The organism is Archangium lansingense, from assembly GCF_026626635.1.
In the GTDB taxonomy this organism is placed as follows: domain Bacteria; phylum Myxococcota; class Myxococcia; order Myxococcales; family Myxococcaceae; genus Archangium; species Archangium lansingense.
This window is the reverse complement of sequence record NZ_JAPNKA010000001.1, coordinates 13,203,724-13,225,136: the sequence shown is the minus strand read 5'-3', so window position 1 is coordinate 13,225,136 and position 21,413 is coordinate 13,203,724. Positions and strand designations below refer to the sequence as shown.

At 68.3% G+C, this 21,413-nt stretch carries 18 protein-coding genes; 14 read left to right on the top strand and 4 right to left on the bottom strand.

The features are described 5' to 3' along the window. Positions 1 to 26: 26 nt before the first annotated feature. On the top strand, positions 27 to 608 hold the full coding sequence (locus OV287_RS53400) for a hypothetical protein (RefSeq protein WP_267541800.1): 582 nt from the start codon (positions 27 to 29) through the stop codon (positions 606 to 608). A 51-nt stretch (positions 609 to 659) separates the two neighbouring features. Here OV287_RS53400 and OV287_RS53395 read toward each other — a convergent pair whose 3' ends face one another. Then, positions 660 to 1,601, bottom strand: coding sequence for a heme-dependent oxidative N-demethylase family protein (locus OV287_RS53395; RefSeq protein ID WP_267541799.1), 942 nt, complete (start codon positions 1,599 to 1,601; stop codon positions 660 to 662). Between the two features lie 271 nt (positions 1,602 to 1,872). Between OV287_RS53395 and OV287_RS53390 the strand changes: the two genes are divergently transcribed. Both OV287_RS53390 and OV287_RS53385 read left to right on the top strand, forming a co-directional pair. Further along, positions 1,873 to 3,024, top strand: coding sequence for a zinc-dependent alcohol dehydrogenase (locus OV287_RS53390; RefSeq protein WP_267541798.1), 1,152 nt, complete (start codon positions 1,873 to 1,875; stop codon positions 3,022 to 3,024). 11 nt (positions 3,025 to 3,035) lie between these two features. Beyond that, positions 3,036 to 3,461, top strand: a complete 426-nt coding sequence (locus OV287_RS53385; RefSeq protein ID WP_267541797.1) for a hypothetical protein — start codon at positions 3,036 to 3,038, stop codon at positions 3,459 to 3,461. Between the two features lies 1 nt (position 3,462). Here the strand turns inward: OV287_RS53385 and OV287_RS53380 are convergent, their stop codons facing one another. Next, positions 3,463 to 6,237, bottom strand: coding sequence for a tetratricopeptide repeat protein (locus OV287_RS53380; RefSeq protein ID WP_267541796.1), 2,775 nt, complete (start codon positions 6,235 to 6,237; stop codon positions 3,463 to 3,465). 178 nt (positions 6,238 to 6,415) lie between these two features. Here OV287_RS53380 and OV287_RS53375 point away from each other — a divergent pair, with 178 nt between their 5' ends. The 4 genes from OV287_RS53375 to OV287_RS53360 all read left to right on the top strand — a co-directional run bounded on the left by OV287_RS53375 (position 6,416) and on the right by OV287_RS53360 (position 12,657). After that, positions 6,416 to 7,132: an NlpC/P60 family protein gene (locus OV287_RS53375; RefSeq protein WP_267541795.1), complete on the top strand. Its 717-nt coding sequence runs from the start codon at positions 6,416 to 6,418 to the stop codon at positions 7,130 to 7,132. An 82-nt stretch (positions 7,133 to 7,214) separates the two neighbouring features. Further along, positions 7,215 to 9,854 (top strand): sensor histidine kinase, encoded by a 2,640-nt coding sequence (locus OV287_RS53370; protein WP_267541794.1) that lies wholly within the window; start codon positions 7,215 to 7,217, stop codon positions 9,852 to 9,854. Positions 9,855 to 9,859: 5 nt separating this feature from the next. Beyond that, on the top strand, positions 9,860 to 11,023 hold the full coding sequence (locus tag OV287_RS53365; RefSeq protein ID WP_267541793.1) for an aminotransferase class V-fold PLP-dependent enzyme: 1,164 nt from the start codon (positions 9,860 to 9,862) through the stop codon (positions 11,021 to 11,023). Positions 11,024 to 11,250: 227 nt separating this feature from the next. Further along, entirely contained in the window at positions 11,251 to 12,657 is a 1,407-nt protein-coding gene (locus OV287_RS53360) for a styrene monooxygenase/indole monooxygenase family protein (RefSeq protein ID WP_267541792.1), read from the top strand. Here OV287_RS53360 and OV287_RS53355 read toward each other — a convergent pair. Beyond that, positions 12,641 to 13,486, bottom strand: coding sequence for a sterol desaturase family protein (locus tag OV287_RS53355; RefSeq protein ID WP_267541791.1), 846 nt, complete (start codon positions 13,484 to 13,486; stop codon positions 12,641 to 12,643). The genes OV287_RS53360 and OV287_RS53355 overlap by 17 nt on opposite strands. Before the next feature lie 48 nt (positions 13,487 to 13,534). Here OV287_RS53355 and OV287_RS53350 point away from each other — a divergent pair, with 48 nt between their 5' ends. From OV287_RS53350 to OV287_RS53340, 3 genes are all read left to right on the top strand, one after another. After that, positions 13,535 to 14,779: a saccharopine dehydrogenase family protein gene (locus OV287_RS53350; protein WP_267541790.1), complete on the top strand. Its 1,245-nt coding sequence runs from the start codon at positions 13,535 to 13,537 to the stop codon at positions 14,777 to 14,779. 201 nt (positions 14,780 to 14,980) lie between these two features. Next, positions 14,981 to 16,510, top strand: coding sequence for a catalase (locus tag OV287_RS53345; protein WP_308809815.1), 1,530 nt, complete (start codon positions 14,981 to 14,983; stop codon positions 16,508 to 16,510). Positions 16,511 to 16,590: 80 nt separating this feature from the next. After that, positions 16,591 to 17,262 carry an ankyrin repeat domain-containing protein gene (locus OV287_RS53340; protein ID WP_267541789.1) on the top strand — a complete coding sequence of 224 codons (672 nt, stop codon included), beginning with the start codon at positions 16,591 to 16,593 and terminating at the stop codon, positions 17,260 to 17,262. A gap of 34 nt (positions 17,263 to 17,296) precedes the next feature. On the opposite strand, the gene OV287_RS53335 is transcribed toward OV287_RS53340, so the two are convergent. Next, positions 17,297 to 18,085, bottom strand: coding sequence for an intradiol ring-cleavage dioxygenase (locus OV287_RS53335; RefSeq protein ID WP_267541788.1), 789 nt, complete (start codon positions 18,083 to 18,085; stop codon positions 17,297 to 17,299). Positions 18,086 to 18,282: 197 nt separating this feature from the next. Here OV287_RS53335 and OV287_RS56675 point away from each other — a divergent pair, with 197 nt between their 5' ends. From OV287_RS56675 to mxcL, 4 genes are all read left to right on the top strand, one after another. Continuing rightward, entirely contained in the window at positions 18,283 to 18,519 is a 237-nt protein-coding gene (locus OV287_RS56675; RefSeq protein WP_267541787.1) for a (2Fe-2S)-binding protein, read from the top strand. Further along, the gene (gene bfr / locus OV287_RS53325; protein ID WP_267541786.1) at positions 18,516 to 18,992 is read left to right on the top strand and encodes a bacterioferritin; all 477 of its coding nucleotides are present in this window, start codon (positions 18,516 to 18,518) and stop codon (positions 18,990 to 18,992) included. Before OV287_RS56675 ends, bfr begins: the two co-directional genes overlap by 4 nt. A 61-nt stretch (positions 18,993 to 19,053) precedes the next feature. Beyond that, positions 19,054 to 19,881, top strand: a complete 828-nt coding sequence (locus tag OV287_RS53320; RefSeq protein WP_267541785.1) for a siderophore-interacting protein — start codon at positions 19,054 to 19,056, stop codon at positions 19,879 to 19,881. 212 nt (positions 19,882 to 20,093) lie between these two features. Beyond that, positions 20,094 to 21,362, top strand: coding sequence for a myxochelin B biosynthesis transaminase MxcL (gene mxcL / locus OV287_RS53315; protein ID WP_308809814.1), 1,269 nt, complete (start codon positions 20,094 to 20,096; stop codon positions 21,360 to 21,362). The last annotated feature ends 51 nt before the right edge of the window (positions 21,363 to 21,413 follow it).

Here is a 21,413-nt window from a genome sequence, read left to right as displayed (position 1 = left end):
GTGACCTGAATCCCGGGAGGAATCGCGTGTCTGGCCTTCGGTACTGGAAGCTCTTTCTGCTGTTGTCAGCACTTCCTCTCGTCTTCCACGCCGCCTGCTCGGCGAGCACGCCTACGCTCGGGGAGCCCTGGGACGAGTTCCCCGCTTCCGAGGAACTGTTGCCCCAGGGGGTCCTGCTGACCGGGCCAGGCCCCACGGATGTCGAGAACAAGTTTCTCCCTGCCGTCATGGTCACCGCGGCCATGACGGACTCCACTGGAAGAAGGGTGATGAAGCCTTGTAGTGGAGTGCTCATCCATCCACGCCTCGTCATCACGGCGGGGCACTGTATCTGCCTGTCGCGGCGGCCCACTCCCCAGGAACTGCTTCCAGCCCGAGGCAAACCCCAGGAGAAGAGCCGCGCCGTGGCCAGGGACCGGGAGCTCGTGGGAGTCACGCTCACGGAGATCATCGACAAGGATTCCCAGTGCGCGAGTGAGCCCTTGGTGACCGCGGTCCAGTATGGGCGTTCCCCCAAGGGGACCTTGAGGACGCAGACACTGGAGTATCTCGGACGCGCTACCAGGAACGGAGTGTCGGAGCCCCTCGCTCGCCCACCCGAGCGGTAAGTGAGCCGGTTGCATCGCTCCAGGTATCCGCCGTCCTCTGGCTGACCCCGCTCAGGAGTTGGCCGCCTGCGGCACGGGCTCGGAGTCCAGCCAGGCCACCAGCGGCTCGAGGAACGAGCTGATTCGCTTATAGGTGGCCGTATCCGCGGGCACCGTACGCAGCACGTTCGCGAGCCGGCGGCGGCGCGCCGGGTCTTCCACCTCGGTGGCCACTGGGGCGCGGTAGGTGTGGATGGTGAAGAGGATGGCGCCCGTATTTGGCATCAGCGAGAGCGTCTGCCGCTCTAGCCGCAGGAAGCACCGCTCCCCCGCGTTCTCCCGCGTAATGCCCTCGAAGAGGTGCTTCCACTCCGGCAGCGTCCAGGGCTCGAGGTCCATCCGGTCCGACACCGTGAGGGCCCAGTTGCAGCGCGTGACGGTGCGTCCGGGCTTGAGCCCCTCCATCAGCCGCGTGGTGGCTGTGCCCAGCTTTGACACGAAGCCCGGCACTGGGGTGTGGATGTCGAGCATCGAGCGCCCCATCTTCTCGTCCAGGCACCACATGGAGGGGAAGCAGAGCTGCCCCGCCATCATGGGCAGTCCCTCGCGCGTGCCGTCCATCAGCAGGAGATCCTCCTGCACCTGCCGGCCCAGCCAGTCGAGCGGCGCGTGGGGGAGGCTGCCTGTGTCCCCCGGGGTGAAGAGCGTCTCCGTGCCGAGCAGCAGATTGCGCCAGCGCCAGCGCGTGCCCTCCACTTCCAGGGCGAAGTGCTGGGGATTCTGGCGCGCCATCAGCGGCAGCAGCACCGTCACCGTCTCCCACTGGTGGGGCTCAGTGCCCGGCAGGGCCTGAAAGCGGGCGCGGGGATTGGCGGCGAGATTGGCCGCCTTGAGCGCGAGCTCGCGCGCGTAGTGCGCCTCGTCGACCTCGATGAGGGTCTCGTCGGGCCGCAGCGCGCGCACGCCCAGCGTCATCGCATAGCTGTCTTGCTCGAAGGGGAAGTAGGGCAACACGTCGGGGGCTCTCCCAGTTCGATTCTACGGCTCAGCCCCTCTCTCGAACAGCCAATCCCTCGCGTCCGATGGGGCAATGCGTCAAGGCGTGCAATCGGCGGCCGGGCAGGGGAGCCCTCCCGTGGCTGGTGCTGGGGCGGAAGGGGTTGCCGGGCTGGGAGTCCACCCGCTGGGCCGGTGCGTAGCTTGTCGGTGCAGCGGTGTGGCCGAGGGCGGCCACGGTTCTTCACGACCGTGTCGCGAGGGCGGCGCGAGAGGAGGGCAGCACACAATGCAAGCGATGATCTACGAGGGGCCCTACCGGGTCTCGGTGGGAACGAAGCCGGACCCGGTCATTCTGCACCCCAATGACGCCATCATCCGGGTGACGCGCTCGGCCATCTGTGGCTCTGACCTGCATCTGCTCCATGGCTTCATCACCGACACGCGCGTGGGCTGCACGTTCGGCCACGAGTTCGCCGGCGTAGTGGAGGAGGTGGGCACCTCGGTGCGCACGCTCAAGCCGGGGGACCGGGTGGTGGTGCCCTTCAACATCTCGTGCGGCACCTGCTTCTATTGCAAGCGTGGGCTGACGGCCTGCTGCGAGAACACCAACCCCAACAGTGAGATGGCCTCGGGGGTGTACGGGTATTCGCACACCACTGGCGGCTACGAGGGCGGCCAGGCGCAGTACGTGCGCGTGCCCTTCGCGGACGTGGGGCCCATGAAGATTCCCGATGACATGGAAGAGGAGGAGGTGCTGTTCCTCAGCGACATCCTGCCCACGGGCTACCAGGGGGCGGAGATGGGCAACATCCAGCCGGGGGACACGGTGGTGGTGTTCGGCGCCGGCCCGGTGGGCATCTTCGCCATGAAGTCGGCGTGGCTCCTGGGCGCCGGCCGCGTCATCGCCGTGGACAGCCTCGAGTACCGGCTGGACTTCGCGCGCCAGTACGCCCAGGTGGAGACGCTCAACTTCAAGGACGAGGAGAACATCGTCGCCACCTTGAAGGAGCGGACGCAGGGGCGCGGGCCGGACGTGTGCATCGACGCGGTGGGCCTCGAGGCCGAGGGCTCCGCGCTGCACAGCATCCTCGGGGTGAAGCTGAAGATGGAGGCGGGCTCGCCCACTGCCATCAACTGGGCGATTCAATCCGCACGCAAGGGCGGCACCGTCTCCATCATCGGCGTGTACGGGCCGCCGTGGAACATGGTGGCGATCGGCACGGCGATGAACAAGGGCCTCACGCTGCGGATGGGTCAGTGCAACGTGAAGCGCTACATGCCGCACCTGCTGGAGCACATCCGCGCGGGGCGCATCGACGCCAAGGGCATCATCACGCACCGGTTCCCGCTCGCCGAGATTCCGCGTGCGTACGAGCTCTTCGAGAAGAAGCTGGATGGGTGCATCAAGTGCGTGCTGCTGCCGCACGGGCATGCGTGAGGAGACACGGAATGGCTGACCAAGAACCGAGCACATCCGAGCAGGTGCACGCCGACATTCCCGGGTGGGGCGTGGATGGAGACCCTCGCAACCGGCCTGGGGTGCCCATGCTGTTGAAGCCGGAGCCGCGCGGGGGCGCGCACTGGGAGCGGCCGGAGCGCCAGCCGCCGCCGGACTTCCCCGTGTTGAAGCGGGCGGAGCTGGACGAGCTGACGCCGGCGTTCGGCACCGCGGTGCCGCCCAAGGGATTGAGCGGGGTGCTGCGGAGCGTGGCGTACAGCATCCCCGAGAACCGGGTACAGCACGTGATGCTGCTGCTGATGGCGGACCGCGTGGACGTGCTGGAGTCGCGGTTGCTCCGCAGCCCAGTGAAGTCGCTGGGCGCGGTGCTGGGCCTGGTGGGCGGAGGCTGGCTGCTGAGTCGCCTGCGCACCTGAGTCACCCCGTGGCCGGAGCTGTCCCCTCGGGGCGCTCCGGCCACGGGGTCCTGGCACTCGTCCCAGGACGTTTGCGTGCCTTCACCTTGGCCCGAGCGGGCAGCGTCTCGCCCTCGGGCCTGATGATTTGCTGCCAGGCCTGGAACCTGGGTTGCTGGCCCAGGGCATCCAGGTCCGGGTGCCGAATCAGCCAATGCCAGGTCTTGGACGAGAACGGTCCCTCGGGGTCTCTCAGCGAGCAGGTCAGGTGCTCGATGGCGTCCTGGACATGCTTGTGGGACTTCACCACGTGGTGGGCCAGGGCTTTGAGCTCCTTGCGCGAGCCCTTGGGGAGGTCCTTCCATGCGGGTGGTGGGGGCTGCGGTGTGCTCTCGACGGCCAGGATCTGCCGGCGCAGCTGTCTGCGCGAGCACCAGGGCAGCTCCTCCCGGTAGGTCCAGACCAGTCGGGTGGCCGTGTCCATCAGCGTCTTGAGTGCCGACACCTCCTCCTTGCGCCTCTCGTTGAACGGCCCTTTCTCCGTCTGTCGAATCGACTGAGTGGCCGTGAGCGCTCGTGTATAGGCACAGGCGAGGGGTTCATCGGCCAGTGGGAGCGCGCGGCGCTCGGAGTCCGTCTCGTTCCACAGCTTTGACAGCCGCGACAGGAGCTCGCGCTGCTCGGCCTCCATGCACAGCGCATAGAAGCACGCGAGGTTGAAGTTGGCGGCCCCCAGCCAGTTTCGGGGAATGCGAGAGGCCTGGTTCACTTCGCGGGACAGTCTCCGCGCCAGGACGCGGGTCCACATCCGCCGGCCATACAGACACGGGGTCTGGTAGCTGAAGCGCTTCTCGCTTCGCTGGTGCAGGGTGCGCTGGTGTTGGATGCGATGCCACTCCACGCAGCGCAGGGCGGACCGGGTCGCCAGGCGCAAGTCCTGCTGCCTGCGGGGAGGCCACAGCCGGGTGTGCCAGAAGAGGCGGCGATCCGTGGCGTTGAGGCACCAATGGAGCAACCGGAGCACGCTCCCCTGTTGCCGCAAGGCCCGGTGCGCCATGTTGAGCAGCGCGGTGTGGAGGTTGTCCTGGCAGTGGATGTCGAGCTCGGCACGCGCCCTGCGGCAACACAGGCTCGTCCAGGAGGGCTTCCACAACTTCCGGGCATAGGGTGAGGAGAGGGCCTGCAGGAGCCGCTCCCTCGGCTTCTGCACCTCGGGCCCCGGCCGGGTCTTCTTCGGCTCGTTCCTCAGCTTCTGGCTCCACCGGCGGAGGGCCTCGCGGACGGAGGCCAGCCGTCCCTCCGGTCTTGGCTCTGGTTTCGGCACCTGGGTGCTTTGCTCATCCATCATCTTCTGGCCCCACCGGCGGAAGGCACGGCAGGTGGAGGCCAGCCGGTACTTCGCCACCAGCAGGCGCGGGTAGCGCGAGGCGACATTGAGGTAGAGCTCGATGGCCCCCACGTAGTCTCCGCAGGCCTCGCGAGCCTCGGCGAGCTGCAGCCGGGCCAGCGCGCTCCCCGGACTGCGCTTCGCCGCTTCCAACAGGAGCCTCCTGGCCTTCTGCGTCGACTGTTGGCCGCAGGCTCCCATGGTGAGCTCACGGACTCCCTGGTGGTACATGCGGAGCGCGGCGCCGTCGTCCTCCTCCCAATGCACCCACTCCGGCAGCGTCTTGCATTCCCGGAAGGCGCGCTCCACTGCGGCGTAGGCCGCCTGCTCCACGGCGTTCTCGATGCACTCCTCGTTCCAGATGGTGCGCGCCATCAGCGTCTGACGGGTCCGCAGGTCCACCATGTGGACCATGATGCCGCACCGGTTCCGGGGACTCGGGGGCCTCTTCGCCTTCCCTCTCTCCTCGGGTGGCAGTCCCAGCTCCTCTTCCTGCACCAGGGTGCCGGTGATCTCCAATCCGCTCGGAGGTTGGATGACGCGCAGGACGACGGTCGCCGCCCGCACGAGCCAGTGGTCATCCTTGGTGGCCTGCTTCTCCACGAAGTCCTGCCAGTACTGCAGCGTGCCACCGGGAAGCCACGGAGGGGTGTGAGGCATATTCCGATGGAGGTGCTCGCGCATGAGTTGCTCGAGGTCCGGCCGTTCACGCGGTTCGCCCTGCCCTCGGGCGTCCCGGATGCTGGCGACGCGGATGGGCCGCAGGGAGCGCCGGAGGTTGAGGCGATCCAACCAGCTGAAGCCCAGCAAGAGGACCAGCCCGAACGCGCCCACCGTGACGGCGTCTGGCTTGGCGTCAGGCACATGGAAGAGCGGGGCGAAGATGCGATCCGCGAGCCGCTCGGTGGCGATCTCCGAGGTCATTCGCGCCTCCGGGCTGGACGGCTCGAAGCGGCGTGGCTCCTCGTGCAGGACGACTCCCAAGGTGACGGACAGCAGGACGAGGAGCGTCACCAGGTGGAAGCTGCGGCGCGACAGAGAGACGGCCCCGGCGAGGAGGAGCAGGAAGAAGGCGAGGACTGTCGGCAACCAGGGCCAGAGCCAGTCGAACGCCTCGACCAATGGGAGCCGACGGAGCGCCGTCCACAGGGCCGGGCTCTCCCAGAGGAAATGGATGCTCCGCTCGATGAGAAGGAAGGCGGCGGTGCCGGTGGCGAGCAGGAGAAGCCCAATGGGCAGGAAGGGAGAGATGAAGGCCGTCAGGCGAGGGAGCCATCCCCCCAGCAAGGGCCAGACAAGCCATAGCGCCAGCAGGGCGGACGCGAGAATGAACAAGAGCAGGAGCGGCGAGGCCGGAATGAACGGCACCGCTTCGTGGAGCCTCTGGATGTGCTCGGACAGCAAGACCATCCCCCCCGAAGAGTCTGTGGCCTAGGTGGGTGGAGTCCGCTGGTGGGCGATGTCACGGAATGTGTGAGCCATGCGCCAGGGAGCCGCGAGCCGTAGCCTGGCGAACAGGCGGGCACGAGGAGATGGGAGTCCGGATCCTCGCGGGTGAATGCGCGGCGCGGTACGCTCGTCTGCCTGCATGATGCTTCGCAAGCTCCTGCTCCCATTGATGCTCGGTGTGCTCGGCACGGCTCCGGCCGTTGCCGCACCGCGTGAACCGGTGAAGCCCGCGGCGAAGTCGAAGAAGGCCACGGTCTCCACCGGAACACCCTCCCGTACCCGGGGCACGAAGTCCGTGGTGAAGGCCGCGCCCAAGAAGAAGAAGAGGCCCGCGGCCCCGCTGCCTCGGGGACGGCGTGTGGCCAGCCGCGCCGGGAAGCTGGTGGGCGCTTCACTGGCCGCGCACCGGGTGCCGGATGACTGCTCCGGGCTGGTGCGGGCCGCCTACCAGGCCGTGGGCATCGAGCTGCTGTCGCACGGCACGCTGCCTGGTGAGAACGCGGTGAGCGCCATTCATCGGCGGGCCCAGCGCGCGGGGGCGTTGCACAAGCGCACGCCGAAGCCTGGGGACATCGTCTTCTTCCGCGAGACGTATGACCGCAACCGCGATGGCGTGCGCAACGACGGGCTGACGCACGTGGGCGTCATCGAGACGGTGGAGCGCGACGGTACCGTCGTCTTCGTGCATCGCGGGAGTAATGGGGTGAAGCGCTCGCGGATGAACCTGCGCTTTCCGGAGCAGCGAGGGCAGGGCGGGCGCGTGTTGAACGACTACATCCGCCGGGCCGAGGGGGGAGAGCGAGCGAGGTTCGCCAGCGAGCTGTTCAGCGGCTACGCCTCGGCCGCGCGCCTGTAAGGGGAGCGCGCGCACCCATGGGCCCGAGTCCCCCGCCCCCTGCCCATGCCTCCTGTCCTCGGGGGCAGGAGGAAGAGAAGGCGTGGGCGCTGTTGAACGTGTGGACTCCTGCCCCGGGGTACGGGTGAGCGAGACGCGGCAGCACAGTGCGCGCAAGACGGTGGAGCGGTTGCTGCGGCTCCAGAAGGTGACGAGCAAGCTATCGCAGGCCCTCACGCCCGACCAGGTGGCTGGGGTCATCGTTCAACAGGCCGGGCCGGCGATGGGCGCGATCGACTGCACCATCTATCTGATGGAGGAGCAGGGGCTGAGGCTCGTCCGGGTGGAAGGAATCCCCGCGGTGGACCTCGAGACGTGGGGCTGCCTGCCAGTGGATGCACCGGTGCCGGTCGCCGAGGCGGCGCGTCTGGGCGAGCCGGTATGGGTGGAGTCGCTGGCGTCGCTGCGGGAGCGCTACCCGTTCACCCACGACAAGCAATTGAGCAACCAGCGCGCCTGGGCGAGCCTGCCGCTGGAGGTGGAGCGGCGGGTGCTGGGCGTGCTGACGCTCGGCTTCGAGCGGGAGCGGGGCTTCGCGGAGGAGGACAGGGACTTCGCCTGCCTCGTCGCCAGGCAGTGCGCCCAGGCGCTGGAGCGTGCCCACCTGTACGCGCGAGAGCGCGAGCTGCGCGAGCAGGCCGAGCGGGCGCGGGCCGAGGCCGAGGAACACCGCCGGTTGCTGGAGCTGGAGCATCTCCGTCTGAAGGCCGTGCTTCAGCAGTTGCCCCAGGCCGTCATCCTCGCCGAGGCCCCGAGCGGCCGGATGATGATGGGGAATGAGCAGGTGGCGCGGCTCAACGGCGGGCCCATACCGGGAGACTGGAACCTGGAGGAGGACCTGGTGGCCGTTTCCGGGTTCCACGCGGATGGGAGGCTCTACGAGCCCCACGAGTGGCCGCTGGTGCGAGCCCTCACCCAGGGAGAGACGATTCGGGGCGAGGTCTTGGACGTCCAGCGCCAGGACGGCAGCCGTCTCAGCCTGTCGGTGAGCGCCGGGCCGGTGAAGGACACCGAGGGCCGGGTGACGGCCGCCGTGGCCCTGCTCGAGGACATCACCGAGCGGTTGCGCCTGGAGAAGTCCCTGCGCCAGGGGGAGGCGGTGTTCCGCCGCATCATGGAGTCGGACATGATGGGGCTGGCCTTCACCGACAAGGACGGGGTCATCCACGAGGCCAATGCGGCCTTCCTCGCGCTCGTCGGGTACAGCCGCCAGGAGATGGAGCGGGGCGCGCTGCAGTGGGGGGTGCTGGTGCCGGCGGAGGGCAAGGATGCCGGGCGGCGCAAGCAGATCGAGCTGTTGGCGCGCGGGGTGCTCACCGCCTTCGAGATGGAGCTGGTGCGCGGGGATGGCCGCCGCGTGCCGGTGCTGACGGGCGCGGCGCAGGTGGAGGATCTGGAGCGCGTCATCTCCTTCGTGTTGGACCTGACGGACCTCAAGCGCGCGGAGGGAGCGGTGCGCTTCCTCGCCACGGCCAGCCGCGTGCTGGGCCAGTCGCTGGAGGTGTCGGACGCCACGCTCCAACATGTGGCGGGTCTGGCGAGCGTGTCGGTGGCCTCCTGGTGTGTCATTGACCTGGTGACGCCCGAGGGCGGGCTGCGGCGCGCGGCGGCGGCCCATGAGGACCCCTCGAGGGAGCCGCGGTTGTGGCGGGCCTGGCCCACGCCCTCGATGCACGACTCCGGGGGTCCGCTGTTGCAGGCACTGCACTCGGGCGAGCCGCTGCTCTTCCATGACTTCCGCGCGGAGACCTGGCGGCAGGTGTCGTCAGGCTTCGTGCCGCTGGAGCAGGTGATGGAGGCGGGAGAGGTGTGCTCGGTGATGGTGGTGCCGCTGCGCTCGCACGAGCGGGTGCTGGGGCTCGTCACGCTGGGGGCCTGCAGGCCGCGGGGATGCCTGTGTCCGGAGGACCTCTCCATGGGCCAGGAGCTGGCACACCGGCTGGCGGCGGCGCTGGAGAGCTCGCGGCTCTTCCTGGAATCACAGCGGGCGGTGCGACTGCGCGACGAGTTCCTCGCGGTGGCCTCGCACGAGCTGAAGACGCCGCTGACCCCGCTTCGGCTGCAATTGCAGGGGCTGCGGCGGGTGGTGGAGTCGCAGGTGAACGAGCCGGTGTCTCCCGAGCGCGTCTTGCGGGTGGTGCGGGGCTGCGAGTCTCAGGTGCGCAAGCTGGCGGGGCTGGTGAATGACCTGTTGGACGTGGCGAAGCTGGCACAGGGGCGGCTCCCGCTGCACCTGGAAGAGGTGGACCTGAGGGCGGTGGCGCGGGACGTGCTGGAGCAGCTCTCCGCCGAGGCTTCGCGTGTGGAGTGCCGGGTGGAGCTGGGGGACGGGTCACCAGTGGTGGGCCGGTGGGACCGGCTGCGGCTGGAGCAGGTGGTGACGAACCTGCTCACCAACGCGCTCAAGTACGGGGCGGGCCGGCCCGTCCACGTGCGCGTCGGGTGGGAGAATGGCCTGGCGAAGCTGTCGGTGCGGGACGAGGGCATTGGCATTGCGCCGGAGCACCGGGGCCGCATCTTCGGCAAGTTCGAGCGAGCCGTATCCGAGCGTCATTACGGGGGCCTGGGGCTGGGGCTGCACATCACGCAGCAGATTGTCAGTGCGCTCGGAGGCTCCATCTTGCTGGAGAGCGAGGTGGGCCGAGGCTCGACCTTCACCGTGGAACTGCCGCCAGACGCCTAGGAAGCGTGCGCGCGCGTTATGCTCGCGCCGCCATGATCCTTCCCACCCAGCGCCACCTCTTCGACCTGCCCGACGACGTCACGTGGATCAACTGCGCGTACATGTCTCCGCAGCTGCACGCGGTGAGCGAGGTTGGGAAGGAGTCGGTGATACGCAAGTCGAGGCCGTGGCTGCTGAAGCCCGAGGACTTCTTCACCGACTCGGAGGCGCTGCGGAAGCTCTTCGCGCGGCTGGTGGACGCGGACGCGGACGGGGTGGCGCTGGTGCCCTCGGCGAGCTACGGGCTGGCGGTGGCGGCGGCGAACGTTCCGGTACGCGTGGGGCAGCGGCTGCTGGTGCTGGCCGAGGAGTTCCCCTCCAACGTGTACCCGTGGCGCGAGCTGGCGGAGCGCGCGGGGGGACAGGTGGTGACGGTGCGCAGGCCCGAGGACGGGGACTGGACGCACGCGGTGCTGGCGGAGCTGGACGAGCGCACAGCGCTGGTGGCGGTGCCGAACTGCCACTGGACGGATGGCGGGCTGGTGGACCTGGTGCGGGTGGGGCAGCGGGCGCGCGAGGTGGGGGCGGCACTGGCGGTGGACGCGACGCAGTCGCTGGGGGCGTTGCCGCTGAGCGTGGCGGAGGTGAAGCCGGACTTCCTGGCGGCTGCGGGCTACAAGTGGTTGATGGGGCCCTACAGCCAGAGCTTCCTCTACGTGGCGCCGAGGTTCCGCGAGGGCCGGCCCATTGAGCACAACTGGCTGATGCGCGGAGGCAGCGAGGACTTCGCGCGGCTGGTGGACTACCGGGACGACTTCCAGCCAGGGGCAAGGCGCTTTGACGTGGGCGAGCGCAGCAACTTCGTGCTGGTGCCCATGGCGATGGCGGCGCTGAGGCAGCTCTTGGCGTGGGGGGTGGCAGACGTGCAGGAGACGTTGCGCGCGCTGACGGAGCGGGTGGCGAAGGGGGCGAGGGCGCTCACGCTCGAGGTTCCGCCCGAGAGCCAGCGGGTGGGGCACATGGTGGGCCTCAAGCGGCGGGGAGGCTACGGGCCGGACGTGGCGGCGAAGCTGGCCGCACGCAAAGTGTTCGTGAGCGTGCGCGGCGACAGCATCCGCGTGTCCCCCCACCTCTATAACTCCGAGGCGGACATTGATCGGCTGCTGGAGGAACTGGACGCCCTGGTGTGAGTTCTGAGGCTGCTCCAGGGTCGCGCCATACCCCCCTGCGTCAGGAATGAAACAGACAGATTGTCCGGAGTTGGCCTCTTTGGATCATTAAGCGGATTTTTCCACTCCCCGCCTGTCATTGACGCTTTGCGGCTAGAGCCTCCCTGTTCTCGGGCGGGGATGGGCATGGCCGTTGCAGCCTGTTTCTGCCCGTAGAGCGAAGCATCCTCGTTCACGGAGGGGGAGACATGCGAAGCATTGCCATCATCGGTTCAGGGCAGGCGGGTCTGCTGGCTGCGCACGCGCTGCTGAAGGCGGGCTATCGGGTGACGCTCTTCTCGGACAGGACGCCCGAGCAGTGGTTGCACGAGAGCCGGCCCACCGGCACCGCGACGCGCTTCGACCTGTCGCTGCAGCTCGAGTACGAGCTGGACCTCAACTCCTGGGTCGATGACGCCCCTTGGGGAGACGGCTTTCACATCACCTTCTGCCCGATGCTCGGCAACCGGATGCTCACGCTCACCGGGCGGCTGCGCCGGCCCTTCGTGGCCATCGACCTGCGGTTGCAGAGCCACCAGTGGATGCGCACGCTGGAGGCGCGCGGCGGCAAGGTAGTCATCGAGTCCGTTACGCTCCAGCGGTTGGATGAGATTGCCGCGGCGCACGATCTCACGGTGGTGGCCGCTGGGCGCGCCGAGCTGTGCCGCCTCTTCGAGCGCGACGCCGAGCGCAGCGTCTACGACAAGCCCCAGCGCCACCTGGCCATGGTGTGCGTGAAGGGGCCGCCGCTGGGCTTCGACGGCATCCCCATGCTGCCCGTGAAGCTCAACCTGCTGGCCCCCGCGGGCGAGGCCTTCTGGGTGCCCTACTTCCACAAGGACGCGGGTGCGAGCTGGAACCTCCTCTTCGAGGCTCGGCCGGGCGGCCCCATGGACCGCTTCGAGGGCGCCAAGAGCGCCGCGCAGGTGCTGGAGATTGGCAAGGAGGTCATCCGCGACCTCATTCCCTGGGACTACGAGTGGGTGAAGGACGCGCAGGCGTCGGACCCCAACGGGTGGCTGGTGGGGAAGTTCGCGCCGACCGTGCGCAAGCCGGTGGGCGTGCTGCCCTCGGGGCGGGTGGTGATGGCGCTGGGAGACACCGCCATGTCGTTGGACCCCATCGGAGGCCAGGGCGCCAACAACGGCAACAAGATGGCGCGCAACCTCGTCGAGTGCATCGTCGCGCACGAGGGCCGGGCCTTCGACGCCGAGTGGATGACGGAGACCTTCGAGCGCTTCTACCAGCGCCACGGCCACGCCACCTACACCTTCAACAACCTGCTGCTGGAGCCCATGACGGCGGCGGGCAGGGACTTGCTGATTGCGCAGTACGGCAGCGACGGGCGCTTCGACAATCACAGCGGGCGCCAGCTCCTGGCCAACGCCTTCGCGGAGAACTTCAACGACCCCAACCTGCTGACGCCCATGCTGGTGGACCCGCGCAAGATGCACGAGTTCATCGCGCAGACGACGGGCCAGTCGTGGCTGCGGGCGATGGCGGGAGGGGGCCTGGGCATCGCCCGGGAGGAGCTGCGGCAGTTGAGCGGCCAGGCCCCACGTCACCCGCTGGTGCAGGGGTTCAAGAAGGAGAACGCGTTCAGGAAGGCGGCCTGACCCGGTCCGCGCTCTGGGGCACCAGGGTCGATGACAGTCCGGCGGCTTCAGGCTCCCTGCTCGGGCCGGGGCTCTCTAAGGGAGGGACCTGGGAACGGGCGAAAGAGGTCTCGTAGTCCGGAGCGAGCGTCCCGAAGAGCCTGTCCCAGATGAGGGTGTAGAAGCCGAAGTGGTGGGCCTGGTCCAGGTGGTGCCGGGCGTGGAAGGTGGTGGTGGCCACGGCGCGCAGGCCGGGCCAGCGCACCCACGCATCTGGGAAGGGCTCCACGCCCAGGTGTCCCAGCACGCCCCAGAGCGTGTTGAAGACGAGGTAGAGCAGCATGGCGGCCCACGAGGCCTCATAGGCCATACACACGGTGAGCCACAGGGCGCCGAAGCCCAGCACCTCCAGAGGGCTGAGTACGAAGAGGGTGAGGGGCCGGGCGCGCTCGTAGCGGTGATGGGGCGCGTGCAGCCAGCTGTAGAGCAGGGGCACGTGCGCGGTGCGGTGCAGCAGGTACATGCCCAGGTCCATCACGCCCACCAGCACGAGCACGTCCACCAGCACGCGCGGGCCTCCATCGAGACGGAAGCGAATGAGTCCCTCGCGCCACAACAGGAGTCCGGCGAAGGTCACCACCGAGTTGAGCACGGCGCACATGGCGGCGAGCGCCAGCTCCTCTCGCTGGAGTGGAGGCGCCTTGGGGGCCACGCGGCGGTGGGCGAAGCGCCGGGCCAGCCACTCTCCCAGTGCGACTGCCAGGAGGAGCACGAGTATGTTCTTGGAAAGGAAGACGAGGGCGGCTTGCCACAGTGGCACGGTGCGCAGCCAGTCGATGGCCCACTGCATGGGAGATGCTCCTTCCGCTCCAGCGCTTCCGGTGATTCATTGCGCAGCATGACAGACAGCGATCGGGGCCGCACCGGTGCCCGGGAGTTCGACCTCATCCTCTTTGGGGCCACGGGTTTCACGGGACGACTCGTTGCCGAGTATCTCGTGAAGAAGCGCCCCTCGCTCCGCTGGGCTCTGGCCGGCCGGAGCTTCGGCAGGCTCGAGCGCGTGCGCAACGAGCTCGCCACGTTGGAGCCCTCCGCGAAGGAGCTTCCCCTGCTGGTGGGCAACAGCATGGATCGTGCTGCCATGGATCGGCTCGTGCGGCGCACGCGCGTGCTGTGCACCACGGCCGGCCCCTATGCCCGCTATGGGAGTGCGCTGCTCGGTGCGTGCGCGGAGCAGGGGACGGACTACTGCGACCTGACGGGGGAGACCCACTGGGTCCGGGAGATGATCGACACCCACCATGCCCGCGCGGTCGAGACAGGGGCGCGCATCGTCCCCTCGTGCGGCTTCGACTCCATCCCGTCGGACCTCGGGGTGCTGATGCTGCACGAGGCGCTCGTGGCGCGGGGGGGACGGCTGGCCGAGGCGCATTACCGGGTGCTGAGGATGAAGGGCGCCGCGAGCGGTGGGACGATTGCCAGCGCGCTCCATGCGGCGGAGCGGATGGGAGACCCCTCGGTGCGCCGGGTGCTCGCGGATCCGTACGCGCTGAACCCGGAGGGAGCGCGAAGCGGGCCCGGCCCGGAGGACTCGTTCCGGCCGCGGAAGGATCCGGAGACGGGGCGGTGGCTGGCGCCGTTCTTCATGGCGCCGGTCAACACGCGGGTGGTGCGGCGCAGCAACGCGCTGCTGGACCAGGCCTACGGACACGAGTTCCGCTACGACGAGACGGTCGACGTGGGAGCGGGCTTCACGGGCCTGGCGCGCGCCGCGATGACGAGCGCGGGGATGGTGATGTCTGGAGCCGTGGCGTTCGCGCCCGTCCGGATGTTGGCCGCGCGCTTATTGCCAGCGCCTGGAGAGGGGCCGAGCCGCGAGGAGCGGGAGGGCGGGTGGTTCGACATCGAGCTGCTCGGGGTGGGGACGGCTGGGGAGCGGGTGCGCGCGCGCGTGGGGGCGAAGCAGGACCCGGGGTACGGCGCGACATCGTGGATGCTCGGTGAGTCCGCGCTGTGCCTCGCTCAGGATGAGCTGCCGCGGCGCGGAGGACTGCTCACCCCGGCCTCGTGTATGGGCATGAAGCTCGTCGAGCGGCTGCGCGCGATCGGCATGACGTTCCAGGTCGAGTCAGCGCCCCAGTAGCCCCCCCCACCGAAATATCGGTGGAGGTTGGGATACCGGGATTTCGGTGTGGAGCCGCACCGGACTATCGGTGAGAGCACCGGGATATCGGTGTGGCTGTACCACCAGATTCAGATAAGTCCTTGATTTTATGGGTGCTGTGCTCCTGGCACAGCGACTGCTCAAGGAGCCTCCGTCTTCCCCCACCCCACGGAGGCTCGCTTGAACCTGAAACCCCTGCTGCTCACCGCGCTGTTCACGGGTGCCCCAGCCCTGGCTGGCACCCCGCCACTCACCACCGATACGGGCTCGCCCGTGGGCTCCAACCAGAGCTCGAAGACGGCGGGTCCGCGCGGCGGAATCCTCCTGGAGGACTTCCACCTCATCGAGAAGCTGGCGCGCTTTGATCGCGAGCGGATTCCCGAGCGCGTGGTGCATGCACGGGGAGTGGGGGCCTATGGCTCCTTCGAGAGCTACGGTGACTTCTCGCAGCTCACGCGCGCGTCCATCTTCTCGGCCAAGGGCAAGAAGACGCCCATGTTCGTGCGCTTCTCCACCGTCATCCATCCGGGGGGCTCGCCGGAGACGGTGAGAGACCCGCGCGGTTTTGCGCTCAAGTTCTACACAGACGAGGGCAACTGGGACCTGGTGGGCAACAACCTGCCGGTGTTCTTCATCCGCGACGCCATCAAGTTCCCGGACATGGTGCACTCGCTGAAGCCCTCGCCCATCACCAACCGGCAGGACCCCAACCGCTTCTTCGACTTCTTCTCCCACTTCCCCGAGTCCACTCACATGCTGACGCAGGTGTACTCGGACCTGGGGATTCCGGCGAACTACCGGCAGATGAACGGCCACGGCGTGCACGCCTTCAAGTTCGTCAACGCGAAGGGCGAGGTGCGCTACGTCAAGTTCAACTGGAAGTCGCTGCAGGGCGTGAAGTCGCTCACGGCCGAGGAGGCCACGCGCATCCAGGGCGAGGACTTCCAGCACGCCACGCATGACCTGTACACGGCCATCGGCAAGGGGCAGTTCCCGTCGTGGGAGCTGAGCGCGCAGGTGCTGGATCCGAAGGACCTGGACTCCTTCACGTTCGATCCGCTGGACGCGACCAAGGTGTGGCCCGAGGACAAGGTGCCCTCCGTCAAGCTCGGGAAGTTCACGCTGGACCGGACGCCGGACAACTTCTTCGAGGAGACCGAGCAGGCGGCGTTCTCGCCTGGGGTGCAGCCGCCGGGCATCGAGCCCTCCGAGGACAGGCTGCTGCAGGGCCGGCTGTTCTCCTACGCGGACACGCAGCGCTACCGGGTGGGAGCCAACTACCAGTCGTTGCCGGTGAATCGCGCGCGGGCCCAGGTGAACAACAACAACCAGGGCGGCAGCATGAACATCGGCAACACGAAGTCGGACGTGAACTACGAGCCGAGCATCACGCGGGAGACCGAGGACGCGCCGGCGTACCTGCTGTCGCGCGCGCCGCTGAGCGGGACGACGCAGCAGGCGGCCATCGAGAAGACGGACAATTTCTCGCAGGCGGGGGCGTTCTACCTGGCGCTGTCGCCGACGGAGCGGGAGCGGCTGGTGAAGAACCTGGCGGCGGACCTGGGCCAGGTGCGCGACGCGCGGGTGAAGGCGCGCATGGTGGGCTTCTTCTTCAGCGCGAACGCGGAGTACGGCACGAAGTTGGCGAAGGCGGTGGGCATCAAGGTGGATGACGCCAAGGCCGCCATCGCGCCGCTGGCTTCTCGCTAGTGAAGTATCCGCGAAGGATCGCCGCTGAGAACCTTCGCTGACACCTCGTCAATTTCCCCTCTCCCGAGGGGAGAGGGGACATGTGCAATCTGTGGTTTCCCCTTGAAGTGCTCTCACGGAGTGAATCGATGCTGCGCAAGGTGCTGGTTGTGCTGGGTTCCGCGGCGCTGGTGTTGGTGGCAGTTGCGGCGCTGGGGCTGGGCTACCTCTTCTCCGGAGGCCGTCCCACCGAGGGCCGAGTGCTGGCCGTGAGCGACGCGGAGCGCTACCTGCTGGCCGCCGCGAGAGAAGGGGACGTGGAAGTAGTGGAGGGCCTGCTGAAGGCCGGGACGCCGGTGAACGTGCAGAACGACCGGGGCTTCTCTCCGCTCATCCTCGCGGCGTACCACGGCCACACCGAGGCGGTGCGGGTGCTGCTGGCGGCGGGAGCGGACGCGTGCTCGGGCGACTCGAGGGGAAACACTGCGCTGATGGGCGCGGCCTTCAAGGGGCACGCAGACATCGTCGAACTGCTGCTGAAGCAGCCCTGCGCGGTGGATCAGTCCAACGGCGTGGGGCAGACGGCGCTGATGTTCGCCCGGCTCTTTGGCCGCGAGCAGGTGGCGGAGCGATTGCGCCAGCACGGGGCCTCGGAGGCGAAGCGGGACGCCAGCGGGCGCACTGCGGAAGACTGGGCGAGCACCCAGTCTGCCCCGGCGCCCATCGCAGCACCGGTGTCCACGGCGGATTCGGCCACCACCGCGGTCCGGTGAGTCCCGGGGGCAGCGATCCCCGGAGAACAGCGGACTACGCCGCGATGCCCACGAGCAGCGTGGCGACATAGCCCGCATCGACGCTGCCCGTGACGCTCGCGAGCTGGAGCTCCGTCCCATCGCTGAACACGTTGTCCTGGGCGAAGCTGATCCGCGAGAGGTTGGTCACGCTCGCGCTGTACCCGGTGGTGGCGTACGCCGCGTTACAGGCCTCCACCGGCAAGGCGAGCTGCGACGTCTTGAGCTTGTTTCCCGAGCTCGTGGCCTTCGCGACGCTGGGGTAGACCTCGAAGTGGATGTGCGGCATCCGGCCGGAGTAACAGCCGGGGAAGATGGTGGTGAAGCTCACCGTGCCCTCACTGTCCGTCTCCTGCACGCCGCGCAGGTAGTTCTCGTTGGTGAGGTTGTACATCGAGTACTTACCGTCTCGGTCGCAGTGCCAGAGGTAGATGGCGTACCCGGAGAGCGGGGCGCAGCTCCCGTTGCTGTTGACGAGGGTCAGCTTGACGGTGAGCGGAACGCCCGCGGCGGTCCCGGTCGAACCGGCGATGCTGGAGCGGATGTCGCTGCGCACGATGCCCGACAGCACGAGTGCATTGGCCCCGTTGGAGCCATCACCCGGATACGGGCCGGCGGTCTCCTCGGGGATGGTGTCACAGGCGCCTCCCTCGGTTCCGCCTCCGCAGCCGACCAACGGAAGCAGGGCCGTGCCGGCAGCCGCACCGGCCATCCATCGCAAGAGCTGTCTGCGGCCCGTCATCTTCCCCAGGGTTTGCAGATCGTGTTCGAGGCCTTTGTCGTGCTCGTGACTGTCTTTGCTCACAGTGTCTCCTGGTGACGAATGAGACGGTAGCGAGGACGCCTTAAGCAATTCTGAATCGGAGTCCTCCGAGGCCGTCCTGCCTGGCTGCCAGGAGGGCGTGGCTCACCCCGGGGGTGCTTGACGGCGATGTTTTTGCGAATTATTCTCATTCGCAACTGAGGGCCACGTCGTGTGGTCCTTTGCCGTAAGAGCCTCGAATGATCGTCTGCCTCTGCCATGTTGTCTCGGACCGAACCATCCGTGCCCGCATCTCCGAGGGAGCCCGGAGCGTGGAGGCCATTGGAGAGGCCTGTGGAGCGGGCACGGGCTGCGGGGGCTGCCAGGAGCAGCTCGCGGAGCTGATCAAGGAGTGTCGTCAGGGAACCAACGCACGTTCTGCCTGTCGGGACGGTTGTGCGGTTCCCGCGCTGCAACTAGCGTCCTCGGCCCTATGAAAGGCCACCCCCAGATCCTCGACCTGCTCAACGACATCCTCACGACCGAGCTCACGGCCATCAACGAGTACTTTCTCCACGCGCGTATCGCGGAGAACTGGGGGTACGAGCGGCTCCAGAAGAAGATCTACGAAGAGTCCATCGGCGAGATGAAGCATGCCGACCGGCTCGTGCGGCGCATCCTCTTCCTTGGCGGCCTGCCCAACCTCCAGCGCCTGGGCAAGGTGAACGTGGGGGAGACGGTCCCCGAGATGCTTCGCCTGGACCTGGACCTGGAGCTCGGCTCGCAGAAGCGCCTCAACGAGGGCATTGAGCTGTGCCGCACGCTGGGGGACAACGGCAGCCGGGAGCTGCTGGACAGCATCCTCGAGGACACCGAGGAGCACATCGACTGGCTCGAGGCTCAGCTCGAGCTGATGAAGCAGGTGGGGGAGGCCAACTACCTCTCCCAGCAGATTAAAAAGGAGAGCTGAGCGCTCTCGGGTCGCTCTCGTGGTGTGACGGGGTGGGTCGGGGCGCTCATGGAGAAGCCCCATGCACGCCGCAGAACGAACGAGCGAACGAACGTCCCGAAGAGGTCCCTTTCCCATCAAGGTCCGCGTCCTGGAGGTCCTCCGCACCCAACGGCTGTCGCCGGACATGGTGCGGGTGACGCTCGGGGGGCCGGAGTTGGAGGGCTTCCGGAGTGAGGGGGCGGACGACCATGTCCGTCTGTTCTTCGCCGCTCCGGGAGAGCGCAGGCCCGTGCTGCCCACGGGCATGGGGCCGCGAGGCCTGGAGTTCCCCCAAGATAAGCCTCGGCCCGCGCTGCGCGACTACACGCCCCGTCGGTATGACGCGGCGGCGGGGGAGCTGGACGTCGACTTCGTCATCCACGGCTCGGGGCCCGGCTCCACGTGGGCTTCCCAGGCGAAGCCGGGAGACCTGCTGGGCCTGGCCGGTCCTCGCGGCTCGCTGCTCGTCACCTACGACTTCGACGCCTACGTGCTCTTCGGGGACGAGACCGCGCTGCCGGCCCTCACCCGCAGGCTCGAGGAGCTGCCCGAGGGCGCACGGGCCCTGGTGTTCGCCGAGGTGGCCAATGCCCAGGCGCAGGTGCCCGTGAACACCCGGGCGAACCTGGAGCTGCACTGGCTCCACCGCAACGGGGAGCCCTGCGGCACGACGAAGCTCCTGGAGCCGGCCATCCGCGGCCTCACCCTTCCTCCGGGCGACGTCTACGTCTGGGGCGCGGGCGAGTCCACCCTCATGCGCACCCTGCGCCTGCACCTGCTCAACGAGCGGGGCCTGCGCAAGGAGTGGGTGAACCTCACCGGCTACTGGAAGCGCGGCACAGAGGATCACGATCACGACGAGGAGTGAGCGCCTGGCGGGGGGGCGGCGCATTCCGCGTGGCCCCTAGTTGAGAACGATTCTCATTGTCATTATCGTGAAGTCACGGTAGAGGGGAGCGAGCACGATGGAGCCCGTGCCCTCGCGGGCGCGGTCCCTGGACTTCATGGCGCTGACCTCCAGCGCTCCTTCGGGCGAAGCACTGCCGCCGTCCCTACCCCAGCGCTCCCATGGAGGAATCCGTGAGCAAGCACCCATCACTGCCCCGTCCCAACGCGGGCGAACTGAAGCTCGAGAACTCTCAACGTCTGTTGGCCGAAGCCCGGCGGCTGGTGCCCGGCATGACGATGACCATGATGAAGCGGCCGGAGATGTTCGCCCCGGGCGCCTTCCCGGTGTACCTCGCGCGAGGGCAGGGGGCCCTGGTGGAGGACGTGGATGGTCAGCAGTACATCGACTACGTCTGCGGCCTGGGCGCCAACTCGCTCGGCCACAACCACCCCGCGGTCCTCGCGGCCATCCGCCAGCACCTGGAGGAGGGCCTGCTGCACTCGCTGCCCACCCCTGTAGAGGTCACCGCCTCACGTGCCCTGGTGGAGGCCACCCCCGGCGCGGAGATGGTGCGCTTCTTCAAGACGGGCGCGGATGCGACCTCGGCGGCGGTGCGGCTGGCGCGCTTTATCACCCGCAAGGATCGCATCATCACGGTGGGCTACAACGGCTGGCACGACCACTTCATGTATGACACACCGGGCGTCCCCTCCGCCGTGGCCGAGTACACGCGCCGCCTTCCGCTCTTCGAGGAGCCCGAGGAGGCCGCGCTGCTGGCTCGGGTGGAGCAGGACGCGGGGCAGCTGGCCGCGGTGCTGCTGTCCGTGCCCTTCAACCGCGTCCTGAACCGCGACTTCCTGCACCAGCTGCGCGCCACGTGTACGAAGCACGGCGTGATGATGATCCTCGACGAGGTCATCACCGGCCTGCGGCTGGGGCGGGGCGGGGCCCAGGAGTTCTTCGACGTGAAGGCCGACTTCGTCTGTCTGTCCAAGGCGATCGCCGCGGGCATGCCCCTGTCGGCCGTGGCTGGCCCGACCCAGCACCTCACCAAGATCTCCGAGCTTCAGGTGTCCACCACCTTTGGCGGCGAGATGCTGTCGCTGGCCGTCTGCGAGGCCGTCCTCCGCGAGTACCGCGAGCACGACCACATCGGGCACATGGTGTCCCTGGGACGGCGGCTGCGCGAGGGCATCAACGCGCGGGCCGAGCGGCTCGGCTCGCCGCTGCGGGTGCTGGGCTACGACGGCATTCCGCTCTTCCGTTTCTCCAAGGACCTCGCCGAGAACGCGAAGCTCACGCAGCCCTTCCAGGCCGGCATGGCCCGCCGGGGCGTGCTGCTGCGCCGAGATCTCAACTTCCTCAGCCCGGCGCACACCGTGGAGCAGATCGACTACACCGTCGACATGGTGGAAGAGGTGCTGCGCGAGAACGCCCAGCGCACCGCCACCGCGGCCTGATCCTTTCGGGCCGCCCCACCCTTCCAGGCGCCCTGGGTCCCAACGCCAGCC